Origin of the sequence: Porphyromonas levii (genome assembly GCF_018206105.1) — a bacterium.
GTDB classification, from domain to species: Bacteria; Bacteroidota; Bacteroidia; order Bacteroidales; family Porphyromonadaceae; genus Porphyromonas_A; species Porphyromonas_A levii.
Map to the genome: position 1 here is coordinate 1 of NZ_JADRGN010000044.1, position 15,108 is coordinate 15,108.

The 15,108-nt window shown below is 46.2% G+C and carries 13 protein-coding genes; 7 read left to right on the forward strand and 6 right to left on the reverse strand.

The window, feature by feature from the left end; genetic code table 11:
• The first annotated feature begins 98 nt into the window (after nucleotides 1–98).
• The 7 genes from prfB to IX315_RS08315 all read left to right on the forward strand — a co-directional run bounded on the left by prfB (nucleotide 99) and on the right by IX315_RS08315 (nucleotide 8,766).
• Nucleotides 99–1,208, forward strand: coding sequence for a peptide chain release factor 2 (gene prfB / locus IX315_RS08285; protein WP_211639818.1), 1,110 nt, complete (start codon nucleotides 99–101; stop codon nucleotides 1,206–1,208).
• 48 nt (nucleotides 1,209–1,256) lie between these two features.
• A complete protein-coding gene (gene efp / locus IX315_RS08290; RefSeq protein ID WP_018358312.1) occupies nucleotides 1,257–1,829 on the forward strand; it encodes an elongation factor P in 573 nt (190 codons plus the stop codon).
• Between the two features lie 223 nt (nucleotides 1,830–2,052).
• Nucleotides 2,053–2,823, forward strand: a complete 771-nt coding sequence (gene trmB / locus IX315_RS08295; RefSeq protein ID WP_018358313.1) for a tRNA (guanosine(46)-N7)-methyltransferase TrmB — start codon at nucleotides 2,053–2,055, stop codon at nucleotides 2,821–2,823.
• Nucleotides 2,823–3,938 (forward strand): Mrp/NBP35 family ATP-binding protein, encoded by a 1,116-nt coding sequence (locus IX315_RS08300; protein ID WP_018358314.1) that lies wholly within the window; start codon nucleotides 2,823–2,825, stop codon nucleotides 3,936–3,938. Before trmB ends, IX315_RS08300 begins: the two co-directional genes overlap by 1 nt.
• 41 nt (nucleotides 3,939–3,979) lie before the next feature.
• A complete protein-coding gene (gene nhaA / locus IX315_RS08305; RefSeq protein ID WP_018358315.1) occupies nucleotides 3,980–5,422 on the forward strand; it encodes a Na+/H+ antiporter NhaA in 1,443 nt (480 codons plus the stop codon).
• A gap of 46 nt (nucleotides 5,423–5,468) precedes the next feature.
• Complete coding sequence (mscL, locus tag IX315_RS08310; RefSeq protein ID WP_018358316.1) at nucleotides 5,469–5,885, forward strand: large-conductance mechanosensitive channel protein MscL; 417 nt, start codon at nucleotides 5,469–5,471, stop codon at nucleotides 5,883–5,885.
• A 322-nt stretch (nucleotides 5,886–6,207) separates the two neighbouring features.
• On the forward strand, nucleotides 6,208–8,766 hold the full coding sequence (locus IX315_RS08315; RefSeq protein ID WP_018358317.1) for an adenosylcobalamin-dependent ribonucleoside-diphosphate reductase: 2,559 nt from the start codon (nucleotides 6,208–6,210) through the stop codon (nucleotides 8,764–8,766).
• Between the two features lie 111 nt (nucleotides 8,767–8,877).
• Here the strand turns inward: IX315_RS08315 and IX315_RS08320 are convergent, their stop codons facing one another.
• From IX315_RS08320 to IX315_RS08345, 6 genes are all read right to left on the reverse strand, one after another.
• Entirely contained in the window at nucleotides 8,878–9,690 is an 813-nt protein-coding gene (locus IX315_RS08320) for a UDP-2,3-diacylglucosamine diphosphatase (RefSeq protein ID WP_018358318.1), read from the reverse strand.
• Nucleotides 9,691–9,702: 12 nt separating this feature from the next.
• Complete coding sequence (locus IX315_RS08325; RefSeq protein ID WP_018358319.1) at nucleotides 9,703–10,023, reverse strand: metal-sulfur cluster assembly factor; 321 nt, start codon at nucleotides 10,021–10,023, stop codon at nucleotides 9,703–9,705.
• On the reverse strand, nucleotides 10,023–11,051 hold the full coding sequence (locus tag IX315_RS08330; RefSeq protein ID WP_240704026.1) for a S41 family peptidase: 1,029 nt from the start codon (nucleotides 11,049–11,051) through the stop codon (nucleotides 10,023–10,025). Before IX315_RS08330 ends, IX315_RS08325 begins: the two co-directional genes overlap by 1 nt.
• Nucleotides 11,048–11,953 carry a hypothetical protein gene (locus IX315_RS08335; RefSeq protein ID WP_211837357.1) on the reverse strand — a complete coding sequence of 302 codons (906 nt, stop codon included), beginning with the start codon at nucleotides 11,951–11,953 and terminating at the stop codon, nucleotides 11,048–11,050. Before IX315_RS08335 ends, IX315_RS08330 begins: the two co-directional genes overlap by 4 nt.
• Complete coding sequence (locus IX315_RS08340) at nucleotides 11,943–14,615, reverse strand: DNA gyrase/topoisomerase IV subunit A (RefSeq protein ID WP_211637318.1); 2,673 nt, start codon at nucleotides 14,613–14,615, stop codon at nucleotides 11,943–11,945. The genes IX315_RS08335 and IX315_RS08340 overlap by 11 nt, the downstream gene beginning before the upstream one ends.
• Before the next feature lie 141 nt (nucleotides 14,616–14,756).
• On the reverse strand, nucleotides 14,757–15,108 hold a 352-nt coding region (locus IX315_RS08345; protein WP_211837358.1), incomplete at its 5' end, for a hypothetical protein.

Genomic DNA, 15,108 nt, shown 5'->3' on the forward strand with positions numbered 1-15,108 from the left:
TCAAATGCGATTGCCCTGCGTTTAGACTATTCTCCCTGTGAGTTCTCGCCAAAAATAGCTATCTTTGCCACTCATAAATAATTAGTCATTAATCGGTAATGATAACTTCAGACCAATTACAAGGCGTATTGGAACGTAGAGATGCCCTTAAGGGGTACCTCGATATAGATGCCAAACTGATACAGCTCAAGGAGGAGGAACTTCGTACTCAGGATCCACATTTTTGGGATGATTCTGCCAAGGCGCAAGCTCAAATGAAGGTAGTAAAAGGGCTCAAGCATTGGATCGATGATTATAATGGAATTGACTCTCTCGCGAATGAGCTGGAGCTTGCTTTTGAATATATCAAAGAAGATTTAGTTACAGAGGAGGAAATAGATGCGCTATACGCTAAGACGATAGAGACGCTTGAGGATATAGAACTCCGTAATATGCTCCGTAATGAGGAGGATAAGATGGGAGCCGTGCTCAAAATCAATGCTGGTGCTGGTGGTACTGAGGCTCAGGACTGGGCTTCTATGTTGGTGCGTATGTACCACCGCTGGTGCGAGGATCAGGGCTTCAAGGTAACCGTAACCAACTGGCAGGACGGTGATGATGCTGGTATCAAGACCGTGACGCTACAGGTGGAGGGTGACCTAGCATATGGTTTCCTAAAGAGTGAGAATGGAGTGCACCGTTTAGTCCGCGTCTCTCCTTACAATGCACAGGGCAAGCGTATGACCTCTTTCGCTTCGGTATTCGTAGTGCCACTGGTGGATGATACGATAGAGATCGAAATTAATCCTGCACTGATGACCTGGGAAACCTTCCGTTCGGGTGGAGCTGGTGGTCAGAACGTGAATAAGGTGGAGACGGGTGTACGCCTTCGCTATATGTTTACGGATCTAGATACGGGTGAGACCGAAGAGATTATCATAGAAAATACGGAGACCCGTAGTCAGCTAGATAATCGTGAAAATGCCAAGCGATTACTCCGCTCTCAGCTCTACGATAAGGAGATACAGCGCCGCAATAAAGCTAAGGCGGCTATTGAGGGGGCTAAGAAAAAGATAGAATGGGGCTCTCAGATTCGAAGCTATGTCTTCGACGATAGGAGGGTGAAAGACCACCGAACTAATTACCAGACTTCCGATGTGGATGGGGTGATGGATGGTAAGATAAGCCCTTTTATCAAAGCGTATCTCATGGAGTTTGGGGGAGAGTAATAAGTGAAGTAAGTAATACAACTTTATACATACAGATATACTATATTTATGGCTACTACAGCAGACTTCCGCAATGGTATGTGCCTTGAGATCGATGGTACTCCATTTGTAATTGTAGAATTTCTACACGTAAAGCCTGGCAAGGGTCCAGCATTTGTGCGTACTAAGCTCCGCAACCTTTCTAATGGACGTATCCTTGAGAAGACTTGGAACTCCGGTGTGAAGGTGGACGAACTTCGTATAGAGCGCCGTCCATATCAGTATCTTTACAAAGACGATATGGGTCTAGTATTTATGCACGCTGAGACTTACGAGCAAATTCATATCCCTGAGGAGCGCATCGAGGGTGTACAGTTCCTAAGAGAAGGTGATATGGCTGAGGCTATGGTACGTGCCGATAAGGAGGAGGTTCTTACATGTGAGCTCCCAAGCCACGTAACGCTTCAAATCACTTATACCGAGCCAGGCGTAAAGGGTGATACCGCTAGTGGTAATGCTACGAAGCCTGCTACCGTGGAGACAGGCGCAGAGGTAAAGGTGCCTCTATTCATTGAGAATGGTGAGACTATCGTGATTGATACCCGTACGGCTAGCTATGTACGCCGTGCTAAGGAGGCTTAATCAGCGATAAGGGCTATAGACCTGCGATAACTACATCGGGGTCTCAAGTATTGAAAGAGTGGTTGCGATGACCTATAGTGCCACCGTAGCCACTCTTCATTATGTGAAAAGAATTGCACTATTTCCCTGCTCGTAATTGTGTATTTCGGATAAAATGATACTCAAATGGAGAAAGTTATTAGTATATTTGCGGAGAGAGGGAAAAGAGAGATAACAACTATTGATGAGTAAAAATAAGCTGACTAAGTTTACCGAGATGGAGGCTCTAGCCAATGTTCTGCAGTATCCTTTCAAGGTGATGGCAGAGATTGGCTACGCATTCCCGTATAAAGGGGCGTGGGGTAAGGAGGTCTTTGGCAATGATCATCCAATCATAGTAGAACTGGGTTGTGGTCGTGGTGAGTATACTGTGGAGCTTGGACGGAGACATCCTGAAAACAACTACATAGGTATAGATATCAAAGGCAACCGCATGTGGAGTGGCGCAACTGAAGCACATAGTGAGGGGTTGAGTAATGTCCGTTTCCTCCGAACGGAGATAGAGCTCTTATCGCATTTCTTCGCAGAGGGAGAGCTCTCGGAGCTATGGATTACTTTTGCCGATCCTCAGATGAAAAAGCGTAGGAAGCGCCTAACGGCTACAAACTTCCTTACGATGTATAAAGAGGTGCTCAAGACGCCAATGATTCTTAACCTTAAGACCGATAGTACCTTCCTCTACACCTATACCAAACTGGTGGCAGAGGTCAATGGGCTTTCGATACTAGAGGAATATACAAACCTCCATAATGAAGCTCATGAGGACTCAGACCTTAGGACTATTGAGACTTATTATGAGAGTCAGTGGAGGGCTAGAGGAATTGATATCAAGTACCTGAGGATAGCACTTGATGCGCTACGAGACAACCCCGTGGAGCCTGATGTGGAGATAGAGATGGATAGCTATAGAAGCTATGCACGGAGCAAACGAAGTGAGCTAGAAAGTACTAAGTGATGAAGCAAATTACTGAACAAGCAATTTTAGATGCACTAAAGACGATTAAGTATCCTGGCGAGGAGGAGAATATCGTAGCCAGTGGTATGGTGCAAAATGATATAGTAATAGAGGGGCGAAAGGTGTCTTTCTCTATTAAATTTAAGAAGGCTAAGGATCCATTTCACAAGTCGATAATCAAGACAGTTGAGGCAGTATTGATGAATATGGTGGCTGAAGATATGGAGATTCAGGGTAATATCACTCCTGTGTTCCCTGAACTACCTAAGGCGCCAGTAGGTGATGTGCTGCTCCCGGGAGTAAAGAATATTGTGGCTATTCACTCAGGTAAGGGCGGTGTAGGAAAGTCTACCGTGACGGCCAACCTTGCTGTGGCACTCGCTGCAGCGGGATATAAGGTAGGTCTGCTGGATGCCGATATCTATGGACCATCAATGCCGAGGATGCTTGGACTAGAGGGTAGTCGCCCTACGATGGTGGAGGTAGATGGAAAAGAATTGATAGAGACACCGATGAATCATGGGGTTAAGCTCCTCTCTATTGGATTTTTTGTAAATAAAGAGGACGCCATTGTCTGGCGCGGTACCATGGCTAGTAACGCTATGGGGCAATTGATACGTGAGGGAAATTGGGGTGAGCTAGACTTCCTGCTTGTGGATCTTCCTCCTGGCACATCGGATATTCACCTTTCTCTCATTCAGACGCTTGGCCTTACAGGAGCAGTAGTGGTAACTACACCTCAGCATGTGGCTACGGATGATGCGAGGAAGGGTCTCAATATGTTTAAGGACGAGAAGATAAATGTGCCTGTACTCGGTATTGTAGAGAATATGGCATGGTTTACTCCAGCAGAGTTGCCTAATAACCGTTACTATATTTTCGGAAAGGATGGAGGTAAACAACTGGCCGAGGAGAGTGGCGTGGCACTACTCGGTCAGGTTCCCCTAGTACAGAGCGTGAGAGAGGGAGCTGATGAGGGAAGGCCTGTGGCTCTGACTGATGATACTATGATGGGTATTGCCTTTAGGAATATAGCGGAAAACTTAGTGGCAGCCGTGGAAAAGCGTAATCGTGAGCTACCACCGACCACCAAGGTAAACGTAAGTAGGAAGTAGAATACACATAATATATTATTTATTGCCGATAATCTTATAGTATGGTGACATTAGATCCAAGGATTGAGGGAGGTAGAAATCCCTTAAAAGACTTCGTAAGATGGGTGAGTGGGATTAACCCCTCTGTCTTTATGTTCATCGCTGCCATCATGGCGATTGTCTTTGCCAATACTGACCTTCGTGGTATATACTCGACAATTCTCGATGCTCCTGTGAACTTGGAGATAGGAGGCCACAAGTTTTTCCAACACCATGGGAGGGCAATGACTCTAGCAGAGTTTGTCAATGATGCTTTGATGGTACTCTTCTTCTTTAGTGTAGGTCTGGAGATTAAGCGTGAGATGGTGGATGGCTCGCTGAGTTCTTTCCGTAAGGCAATGCTTCCGGTGATTGCCGCTGTCGGCGGTATGATTATGCCGGTGCTCATCTTCCTAATGGTGGAGAATCAAGATCCGATTGCCCTAAGAGGGATGGCCATACCAATGGCTACGGATATTGCCTTTGCACTAGCGGTGCTAGGTCTGCTGGGAAAGCGTGTGCCCGTTACCCTAAAGCTATTCTTGATGGCGCTAGCTGTAGTGGACGATATAGGTGGTATCCTCGTGATAGCTATCTTTTACTCCACAGGTATTCAGTGGACACCACTGATTATTGGGCTCTTGGTGATTGCTCTATCACTTTATTTCTCAAAGAAGGGCGTCGCCAAAGCTGGGGTCTATTATATATTGCTATTTATTGTGTGGACGCTATTCATGCAATCAGGCATTCACTCTACGATAGCAGGCGTATTGATGGCGCTAACTATACCGCATAAGCCTACGCTTCGCCCTGATGGACTGGAGCCAGATATGCGCAAGATTGACTACCGAATAGCTACGGCAAAGGAGCCAGGGTACGTTCAACCAGTTTTTCTTGACGAGGACTATCTCGCTGATCTCCGTAGGGCACAGAGCCGCATCCAGCGTACGATATCTCCAGTACAGAGTATGGAGCATGAAGTGAGCCCGTGGGTCAATTACTTCGTATTGCCACTATTCGCTTTCTCCAATGCGGGGATTGATTTTACTGGGATGGGTGACTCTCAGCTTATCGTGGTGGCTATTGCTATTGCAGCGGCTCTATTTGTGGGAAAGGTGCTAGGTATCTTCGGTTTTACCTACTTATTCACCAAGCTTAAGGTAGTGAAGATGACCCCTGGGATGACTTATAGTAATGTGCTTGGGGTATCGATGTTTGGTGGAATAGGCTTTACGGTCTCCCTCTTTATCGCTACGCTAGCCTTTCTTGGAGTAAAGGATGTTGGTGCTGAGTACCTTAATATGGCAAAGCTAGGTATTATTATTGGTACTTTAGTGTCGGGTACTATTGGCGTGCTAACGCTTAACGTAGTCTTGAAGAGAGAAGTGAAGATGGGGCGAGGGGCTAGTAGTCCTGAGTACAAAGCATATTTGAATCAGCATACAACCAATATGCATCCAATGTAAAGAGACTATAGATAGAATAATTAATACATGTAAAGAGAATTAAGTTATGTCATTTGTAAAAGAGTTTAAGGAGTTTGTAAACCGCGGTAACGTTGTAGATATGGCCGTGGGTATTGTTGTAGGTGGTGCCTTTGGCAAAATCGTCACCTCGTTTGTCAATGATGTATTGATGCCGCCACTCGGTCTACTACTTGGTGGTGTGGACTTCAAGGATATGAAGTGGGTTCTACAGCCAGGCACCCTCGATGAGGCAGGGGAGATGGTAGGTGAGGTCGCTCTTAACTATGGTATGTTTATCCAGAGTGTCATTGATTTCCTACTTATCGCTCTCGCTATTTTCTCTGTGATTAAGGCGATGAATAAGTTGAAGCGCAAGCAGGAGGAAGCTCCTCCTGCTCCAGCCGCTAAGCCAGACGATGTTGTCCTACTAGAGGAGATTAGAGACTTGCTTAAGAATAAGTAATTCAGCTCTCAACTGAACTAAGAAGTCGCCACAAGGGATTGAGTTCCCTTGTGGCGACTTTTGCATTTCGGTAAACTTCTGATACTAGTAGTTATCTATAATTAAGAGTAATAGTTATCGCGTAATTATCTATATACCTGCTTTAATACAGGTATTTATGGATATATATAGCTTGATGAATACTTTTGTTTGCATAATATAAGTCGCTACTTTTGGTCAACATCTCAAATAATTAGACTACCTTTGTTGCCAAGAATGGGAGATAACGTGTCCGGATAAACTCGGATGGTATGTGAAGAGCATAGCAATAATATAGATTAGTATGAGTATGAAAACTTATGACTTCGACGAAGTCTACCAAGCTACGCTTGAGTACTTCGATGGAGACGAATTGGCTGCAAAGGTCTGGAGTACTAAGTATGCATTGAAGGATGATAAAGGAGAGATACTGGAAAAAACTCCTGCCGATATGCATCATCGTATTGCTTCAGAGATTGCTCGTATCGAGGCTAAGTATCCTAATCCTCTAAGCGAGCAGGAGGTATTTGACCTGATGGATCATTTCCGATATATCGTGCCGCAGGGTAGTCCTATGACAGGTATCGGGAATAACTACCAGGTGGCTTCCCTCTCTAACTGCTTCGTAATAGGTATGGATGGTCAGGCCGATAGCTACGGTGGCATCTTCAAGATGGACGAAGAGCAGGTACAGCTAATGAAGCGCCGCGGTGGCGTAGGGCAGGATCTTTCTTACATCCGTCCAGCTGGTTCACCTGTTAAGAACTCTGCCCTTACTTCTACTGGTTTGGTTTCCTTTATGAATAGGTACTCCAACTCTACTCGCGAGGTGGCTCAAGACGGACGCAGAGGCGCGCTTATGCTGTCTGTATCCATCCAGCATCCCGATAGTCAGGCTTTTATCGATGCTAAACTAGAGGAGGGCAAGATTACTGGAGCCAATATCTCCGTCCGTATTACGGATGAGTTTATGAGGGCAGTGGTCGATGATACACATTATACCTTGCAGTATCCCATTGAGGTGCAAGACCCTAAGGTAAAGCGCACTATCAAGGCGAGAGAGTTATGGAATAAGATTATTCATAATGCGTGGAAGAGTGCTGAGCCAGGGGTGTTATTCTGGGATACTATTATTAAGGAGTCTCTCCCTGATTGCTACGCCGACTTAGGCTTCCGTACAGTATCAACCAATCCTTGTGGTGAGATTCCGCTCTGTCCATACGATAGCTGTCGCTTGCTCGCTATCAATCTCTATGGTTATGTGGAGCATCCATTTACGCCAGAGGCTAAGTTCAATTTCGAACTCTTCAAAAAGCATGTCGGTTATGCTCAGAGGATGATGGATGATATCATAGACCTTGAGAGTGAGAAGATAGACCAAATCATCGCGAAGATAGAGAGCGACCCTGAGACGGACGATGTAAAGCGTACCGAGCTTGAGCTATGGCAGAAGATACGGAGGAAGACTCTAATGGGGCGTCGTACCGGTGTGGGCATTACAGCGGAGGGTGATATGCTCGCTGCACTTGGGTTCCGATACGGCACTGAGGAGGCTACTAACCATGCGGTGAAGGTACAGAAGACATTAGCTCTGGCTGCTTATGCAAGCTCTGTAACTATGGCTCGCGAGCGTGGAGCATTCGAGATCTATGATGCGAAACGTGAAGCCCACAATCCTATGATACTGCGTATCAAAGCTGCCGATCCTAAACTATATGACAGCATGGTGAAATACGGTAGGCGTAATATCGCTTGTCTGACCATTGCACCTACTGGATCGACAAGTATCATGACCCAGACTACATCAGGTATTGAGCCTGTATTTATGCCTGTATACAAGCGTAGACGTAAGATTAATAGCAATGAGGCTGAAAACTCTAAGGCAACCTTCGTGGATGAGGTCGGAGATCAGTGGGAGGAGTACATTGTCTATCACCACCATTTCAAGACCTGGATGAAAGCCAATGGTTATGATACAGCCAAAGACTATAGTCAGGAGCAGATAGAGCAATTGGTAGAGAAGTCTCCTTACTACAAGGCTACTTCTAATGATGTAGACTGGGTAGCAAAGGTGCGTATGCAAGGACAGATGCAGAAGTGGGTAGACCACTCAATAAGCGTAACAGTCAATCTCCCCAATAGTGTAGACGAAGCTCTTGTCAATGAGCTTTATATCACGGCTTGGAGAGAAGGGTGTAAAGGTTGCACGATCTATCGTGATGGCAGCCGTGCAGGTGTACTCGTGGCAGCGGATAAAAAGAAAAAGAAGGAGGAGAAGCTTGCCGAGGAGACTACTCCTGAGGCTCAGGTCGTGATGCCTTCTAAGCGTCCAATAGAGCTGGAGGCAGATATCGTACGTTTCCAAAATAATAAGGAGAAGTGGATTGCCTTTATCGGCTTGGTCGATGGGCGTCCTTATGAAATCTTTACTGGTATCGATGACGAGGACGAAGGACTTTATATTCCTAAGCGTATCAATAAGGGTCTTATCATTAAGTCGATAGACCCTGATGGTACTAAGCACTACGACTTCCAGTATTCCAATAAGCGTGGTCTCAAGGTCACCGTAGAGGCACTAGACACTAAGTTCAATCCTGAGTTCTGGAACTACGCTAAGCTAATTAGTGGAGTGCTTCGTTATAATATGCCTATTGACCAAGTAATCCTACTCGTGCAGGGTATGGAGCTTAATGATGAGTCAATCAACACTTGGAAAAATGGTGTAGAGCGTGCGCTTCGCAAGTATGTGCAGAGTGGACAGAAGGCTAGTGGGCAGACTTGTCCTACTTGTGGTTCAGAGGATCTAGTGTACCAAGAGGGATGTCTGATCTGTCAGAACTGTGGTAATTCTAAGTGCGGGTGATACCGCAAATAGGAGGTAGGGTATTTCCGCCTTTGTCCTGAGTAAAGTTGCTCCCCTGTAGATTCTCTTTCAGAGACTACAGGGGAGCAATTTCACCATAAAGGCTATCACTTATCTATTGATTCCGAAAGGGAGATGCACTTGGGACTCTATATCATCCGAGGCTCCCTCTTCTTCAAAGGTCTCTAGAGCGAAAGTAGTACCATCCCATTGGGCGTAGCTAAAGTGGCTAATCCAATCTCCGAGAATGGCAATACGGCTCTTGGTTGTGAGCATCAGGTCAAGCATAATATGACGATGTCCGAAGATGAAGAAATCGGGTTGTTCTCCCTCCTCATGTTCGTTTAGATACTGTTTAGCATACTGCACTAGGTATTCATTTTGTTCCCCTTTATACTCTTGCTCCGAATAGTTTTTCATCCCTTTCTTTCGGCTATGTAGAGCCCATCTGTGAGCAAAGCCTACGGTAAACCAAGGGTGTAAGCTTCCATATAGCTTCTGACAGATAGGATTGTGGAAGATAGCTCGGATAAAGCGGAAGCCCTTATCGTTTTGGACAAACTCATCTCCGTGGGCAATGTAGAATCGCTTTCCAAGTAATTCGAAAGTCGTTGATCCTCTATGCACTTGGCAACCTATCTCTTTGGGCAGATAGTCAAATACCCAAATATCATGATTGCCAGTAAAGAAGTGAATCTCCACCCCTTTATCTGCCAACTCTGCTAGTTTGCCAAGTACTCGCGTGTAGCCACGTGGTACAACATACTTGTACTCGAACCAGTAATCAAAGACATCCCCCACTAAGAATAGATGTGTGGCATCGTGCTCTATAGCGCGTAGCCAGCGGACAAACTTGCGCTCCACAGCCATAGCATCTTTGTGGAAGTATGCTCCGAAGTGCATGTCTGATGCAAAGTATATCATCTATCTACCTAGTTAAAGAAGCCCTAGCTCAAGCTTAGCCTCCTCCGTCATCATATCCTTGTGCCACTCAGGTTCGAAGGTAAGCTTGATCTCTGCGCTCTTCACACCCTTTACTGCCTCAACACGCATCTGTGCGTCTGTCAATAGGAAGTCTACTACTGGGCAGTTAGGCGAGGTCAGCGTCATAGTCACCACCACGTGACCTGTTTCATGATTGATGTCAATATCGTACACGAGCCCAAGGTCGTAGATATTCACAGGTATCTCAGGATCATAGACAGTGCGCAAGGCTTTTACTATATCTTCTTCTATCTGTAATAAGTTCGTTGCCATTACTTTTTCTTTAGTGAAATAATGTGTTGTACAGCGGTCATGAGGATATTATCGATAGCGTTAGGGTTTTCGTAATAGCTCTCATTATGCGCCTCTATGTCGGGAACAAGTCCTCCCTCCAGTTGGTTCATATCCTTATCGTAGCTCTTCACAGCAGAGTACCTCACCCTCCAGCCATTAGGAAGCTCCGAGGTGGCAGGCATCCCCGTACCACCTCCCGACTTCTCTCCTATTCGGGTTACATTCTTAGCGAGTGCCACCTTATATAGGAAGTCATTCGTAGCACTGTAGCAGCTCCTATCTTGGAGAATGATTACAGGCTTTTCTGTGTAGGTAATCAATTCATTGGGGGAGATATATTGCGCTTTAGGTTTAGAGAAAGCATCGTGCGCTGGACCCGTCTTGTGGGATGAATACCCTACGAGCGTCTTCTCGGGGAGGAAGTAGGAGACTAGATTGTTGGCATTCTCTACCGATCCACCGCCATTGCCTCTTACGTCTATCATGATGGCATCGGCATCCTTCAGCATTGTCAGAATCACTTTCATATTCCCCAGACTATTGGAGAAGCTCCCATAGGATATGTATCCAAACTTCACACCATTGTCCTTAGTGGAGAGCAAACCATACCTCATCCCTCCTGATACAAATAGTTTGCCCGAAATATGGCGGTTACGTGCATAGATATTGAGTCCAGTAGTGGGGTCGGGTACGAGGTCGTGATAATGTGAGATATCGAAATCAGAGTAGAGATTGACATGCCCATCCTTCAGCTCATTGAGCATCGAGTCCATAAGCATAAAGAACTTAAGGTCGTCCAATTTACGAGACTCTACCTTCGCCAAGTAGCGCCTGTGTACCTCATTCCAGTCTACCCCCTTCTCATCGATGAAGCAGTAGCGTTCGTCGATAATCTTCCATAGTGCTTCAAAGTTGACCTTATAGTCACGTGCCGTAGGAGTCTCGGGCATACAGCTACTGAGCGTAAATAGCATTGGTAGCACTAGCAATATTATTATCTTTTTCATCGGTATAGAGTGCTATGGATTTGTGACGACTTAAGTGACTGGTTGCCCGAGAAAGTAGCCACATCTACGGAGAAGCCGAGTACAATGCCCCAGCTTCCTTCACGGTAAATGGTGTGGCTGAGTCTCTGGTTAAGGTAGGTATGCTCTGCACCAAGGGTAACGGTGACACTATTGATAGGCATGTCTATGAGTAGTCTTTGCCGTAAGCCTCTCGTATTGTGCAGCGCGCCAAAATGAAAACCTAGCTTCGCACCATTCTCTCCCGATACATAGTCATAGTAACTCTGCCCATAGTCGGGGTGGAAAGTACATTGTAGCAAAGGCAATTGTGCTGAATAGCTAATAGAGAGTGGCATGATACGCCAAGGGATTTGGTAACGTAGTCTAGCCCATCCATCTATGCCCAAACTGCCCTTAACATTGGCAATATTATTGGTGTTGGCAGGTTTATAATTGCTCTTCAGAGATAGGGCAACTAGCGGTGCGAGGTCTAGAGTAAGCCCTTTATACCTAAGAATCCTCCAGCTAGGACCTAAGTCGTACCCTAGTCCTAAGGTGTACATCCGCCCTCCATTGGCGGGGTTCTTCATCTCCGCGGCGCAGACGGATACCTCTTGGTAAAGATGCCATGGACGCTCTATGGGCGCCTTGAAGTCAGTGAGAAAGTCCGCTTTTATCTCCCAACCACTGTGAGCCGTCGGGCTTAGGTACTCGTCAATCACACTGCGCTTCCCTGCGAGGAAGAGGTACTTGGTATGCGAAGTAGGGAGCTGTTCATGAATCTGCCAGCCCTCGCCCTCTACCCAAGTCCCTAGCTTTTGGTACCATTTCTCCTGTGCTAGTGCACTTGAGCCAATTAGTAACGTTATGATTGCTGCGGCAATGATTCTTCTATTCATCATCCTCGTCCTTGAAGTCCAACATCCTTTGTCCCGAAGCCTCCTCTATCAGTCTCAGCGTTTCCTCTGTGTCTTCTCTAGGATCTACTTCGCTCTCCTCCTCCTCACTCTCTTCTTCTTCCTCCTCGGGGTCAGGGAAGCGAACAGGAGGGAGCTCCTCTACGCTTGCCACTTCGTAATTGCTAATCCTTTTCCCCTTAGCGCGGATACTCTTATCCGTAATAAACTCCTCTGCGTCTATTTCGATAGGTAGACGATGTTCGTCATTTCCTCCGAATAATACCTTAATCATCGGATAGACCTCATCAGAGAGGAGCATAATCCTATTGCTCTCCTCACCTTGGATATACTCGCGCTTATCGCTATCCTCAATAGGGAAGCGCTTAATGTAGGTAAACTCTGCCTCCTTATCATAGTATACGAGGGTCCAAATCTTATCGGGGTCGTATAGCTCCACGACCTTCACATCACGCTCGAAGTGGTTGGTCTCACTGAAGTTGGTAGTATAGCACTCTCCATTTTCCCGGATAACGAGTACCTTATCCTCCCCACCAAACTCCCCAAGATACTCCCCTCGGTTGTCGTAATTGATGCGGAAGACATCACGATCAAACCATACTTTACGCCCTCCAAGGGTACTCGCTCCTTGCTCCTTGAGGGTAACCTTGAAGATATTACCCCTAGTGAGTAAGTTACCTTTCGCTATGCGTCCTTTGATTAGTATCTCAGCGAAATCACGCTCGAATACCAGTTTCTTCTTAGACGCCTTCTGTTGTGGACGGAGCACCACCTTGACCGTTTCCGCCTCTCCATTAGGGTTGGCAGAGAAGTAGAGCACCTTGGAGTCGGGTTTCTCCTGAGTTAGATGGTACTCTCGGTCTCGGATAATCGAATTGACATTGAAACGCTTGATATACGAAGCCCCATTCTTGCCATCACGGTAGATGACATTGTATATCGTACGCTTATCGCCTCGCACCCAGCGCGCTACATGGAGTATGTTTTTGCCCACAAAAGCCTTGTCCGCTACCTTGGTAATCATATACCTGCCATCCTCGAGGAATACAATCACATCATCGATATCGGCAACATCACAGACATACTCATCCTTCTTTAGGCTCGTGCCAATAAAGCCACCCTCACGATCTACATAGAGCTTCTCATTTTTGAGTACGACTTTGGCTACTTGTATTTCGTCGAAGCTCTGTAGCTTGGTGCGTCGGGGGTACTGATCGCCATATTCCTTGAGGAGCTTTTGGTACCACTTAATGGTGTATGCTCTCATATCCGTGAGCGTCTCCTCTATATCTGCCATTTGTTGCTCAAGCCCTTGGATAAAGAGTTGGTTCTTCTCCTCATTAAATCGTAGGATACGTGCCATTCGGAGCTCTAGAAGTAGTTTAAGGTCTTCGTCCGTTACAGGGCGAATCAATCCCTCCAGTACATCCGCTAGTCGGGAACGGATATGAGCGAGAGCTACCTTGAGGTCTTTTGCTTGCTCAAACTCCTTGTCCTTGTAGATTCGGCGCTGAATAAATAGTTCCTCAAGTGAGCTTCGGAGGTGCTGCTCCTGTAACTCCCCTAGCTCTATTCGTAGTTCGTGCTCGAGGTAGCCCATTGTGCGCTTTACGTTGTCCTTTAGGACTTCTGAAACATTGAGAAAGGCGGGCTTATCGTCCCTGATGACACAGCAATTGGGCGATATGCTTACTTCACAATCGGTAAAGGCATAGAGGGCATCAATGGTCTTATCGGTAGAAGTGCCTGGAGGAAGCTGTATCTCGATATTAGCCGTGGCAGCTGTCTTGTCGTCTATCTTCTTGATTTTTATACTCCCCTTGTCATTGGCACGCATGATCGACTCTATGATAGAGCTAGTGGTGCGCGAAAAGGGAACCTCCGTGATAGCAAGTGTTCGGGCGTCTCTCTTCTCTATCAGAGCGCGTACTTTAATCTGCCCACCTCTTTCCCCATCATTGTATCGGCTTATATCCATCAAGCCTCCAGTGGCGAAGTCGGGGTAGAGTTCAAACTCCTCTCCCTTCAGATGGCTAATACATGCCTGAAGAAGTTCTGCTACATTGTGTGGTAATATCTTGCTAGAAAGTCCTACCGCAATACCCTCTGCTCCTAAGGCAAGGAGTAGGGGAAACTTCACAGGAAGCGAAACTGGCTCTTCGTGCGCTGCATCGTAAGAGGATTTGAACTCTGTTATCTTATCGCTAAAGAGTACTCGTTTGGCAAAGGGCGTTAGGCGAGCCTCTATATACCTAGCTGCAGCTGCGCCATCGCCTGTGAGCACATTACCCCAGTTCCCTTGACAATCGATGAGGAGATCTTTCTGCCCGAGCTGAACTAGAGCATCGCCGATACTAGCGTCGCCATGGGGGTGAAGCGACATCGTTTGCCCCACAATATTTGCGACCTTGATTAGTCGGTCATCCATTCTACTCATCGTGTAGAGGATACGCCTCTGCACAGGCTTAAGCCCATCCTCTATATGCGGTACAGCACGCTCCAGTATCACATACGAAGCATAGGAGAGGAACCAATTGCGGTACATCCCACGTAGCTCATAGCTATTCCTTTCGTGAGTGCTTTCCTCCGCAACCTCTACCTCCTCTATGATTTCGACTGGATTCTGCTCTTTGTTATCTTCTTTCATCTATATATCTATTATTATTGCCACAAATTTAATCATTTTAGAGAAGAGCTACAATAACGACCCTAATGATTAGGCTAGTTCACTAGCGTAGACCAGTGAGGTAATTCATAGCAAAAAGGGGATGTGTAAACCATATTGGGATTAACGACGAGTAGCTATACTACGTATCAGGATTATTATATCTCTCATCAAGTCTTCGCCTGAGCAAAGAAAGTCCCTCTGGCGAGAGACTCTAGTCCCTCTCGAGAGAAACTCTAGTCCCTCGCCATATAAACTCCAGTCCCTCGCGGTAGAGACTTTCACGGAACAGTAAAGTATCAAAAGATTATATGGAGGTAAGGCACCTAATTGTAGCGTAGAGACCAGCGTGTATATTGGAGCCTCAACTAAGGTTAAGCCGCCAGAAAAAAACTCTCCTCTATAGAACGTCAATAACGAATCTATAGAGGAGAGGGTAGATCTAGGTAACTCTCCCAAAACGGGCGTATTGTGT

Coding starts and splice junctions, on each gene's coding strand:
- trmB (WP_018358313.1), top strand. CDS start 2,053: ATGAGTAAAAATAAGCTGACTAAGTTTACCGAGATGGAGGCTCTAGCC.
- efp (WP_018358312.1), top strand. CDS start 1,257: ATGGCTACTACAGCAGACTTCCGCAATGGTATGTGCCTTGAGATCGAT.
- IX315_RS08325 (WP_018358319.1), bottom strand. CDS start 10,023: ATGGCAACGAACTTATTACAGATAGAAGAAGATATAGTAAAAGCCTTG.
- IX315_RS08315 (WP_018358317.1), top strand. CDS start 6,208: ATGAGTATGAAAACTTATGACTTCGACGAAGTCTACCAAGCTACGCTT.
- IX315_RS08320 (WP_018358318.1), bottom strand. CDS start 9,690: ATGATATACTTTGCATCAGACATGCACTTCGGAGCATACTTCCACAAA.
- mscL (WP_018358316.1), top strand. CDS start 5,469: ATGTCATTTGTAAAAGAGTTTAAGGAGTTTGTAAACCGCGGTAACGTT.
- IX315_RS08335 (WP_211837357.1), bottom strand. CDS start 11,953: ATGATGAATAGAAGAATCATTGCCGCAGCAATCATAACGTTACTAATT.
- IX315_RS08300 (WP_018358314.1), top strand. CDS start 2,823: ATGAAGCAAATTACTGAACAAGCAATTTTAGATGCACTAAAGACGATT.
- prfB (WP_211639818.1), top strand. CDS start 99: ATGATAACTTCAGACCAATTACAAGGCGTATTGGAACGTAGAGATGCC.
- nhaA (WP_018358315.1), top strand. CDS start 3,980: ATGGTGACATTAGATCCAAGGATTGAGGGAGGTAGAAATCCCTTAAAA.
- IX315_RS08330 (WP_240704026.1), bottom strand. CDS start 11,051: ATGAAAAAGATAATAATATTGCTAGTGCTACCAATGCTATTTACGCTC.
- IX315_RS08340 (WP_211637318.1), bottom strand. CDS start 14,615: ATGAAAGAAGATAACAAAGAGCAGAATCCAGTCGAAATCATAGAGGAG.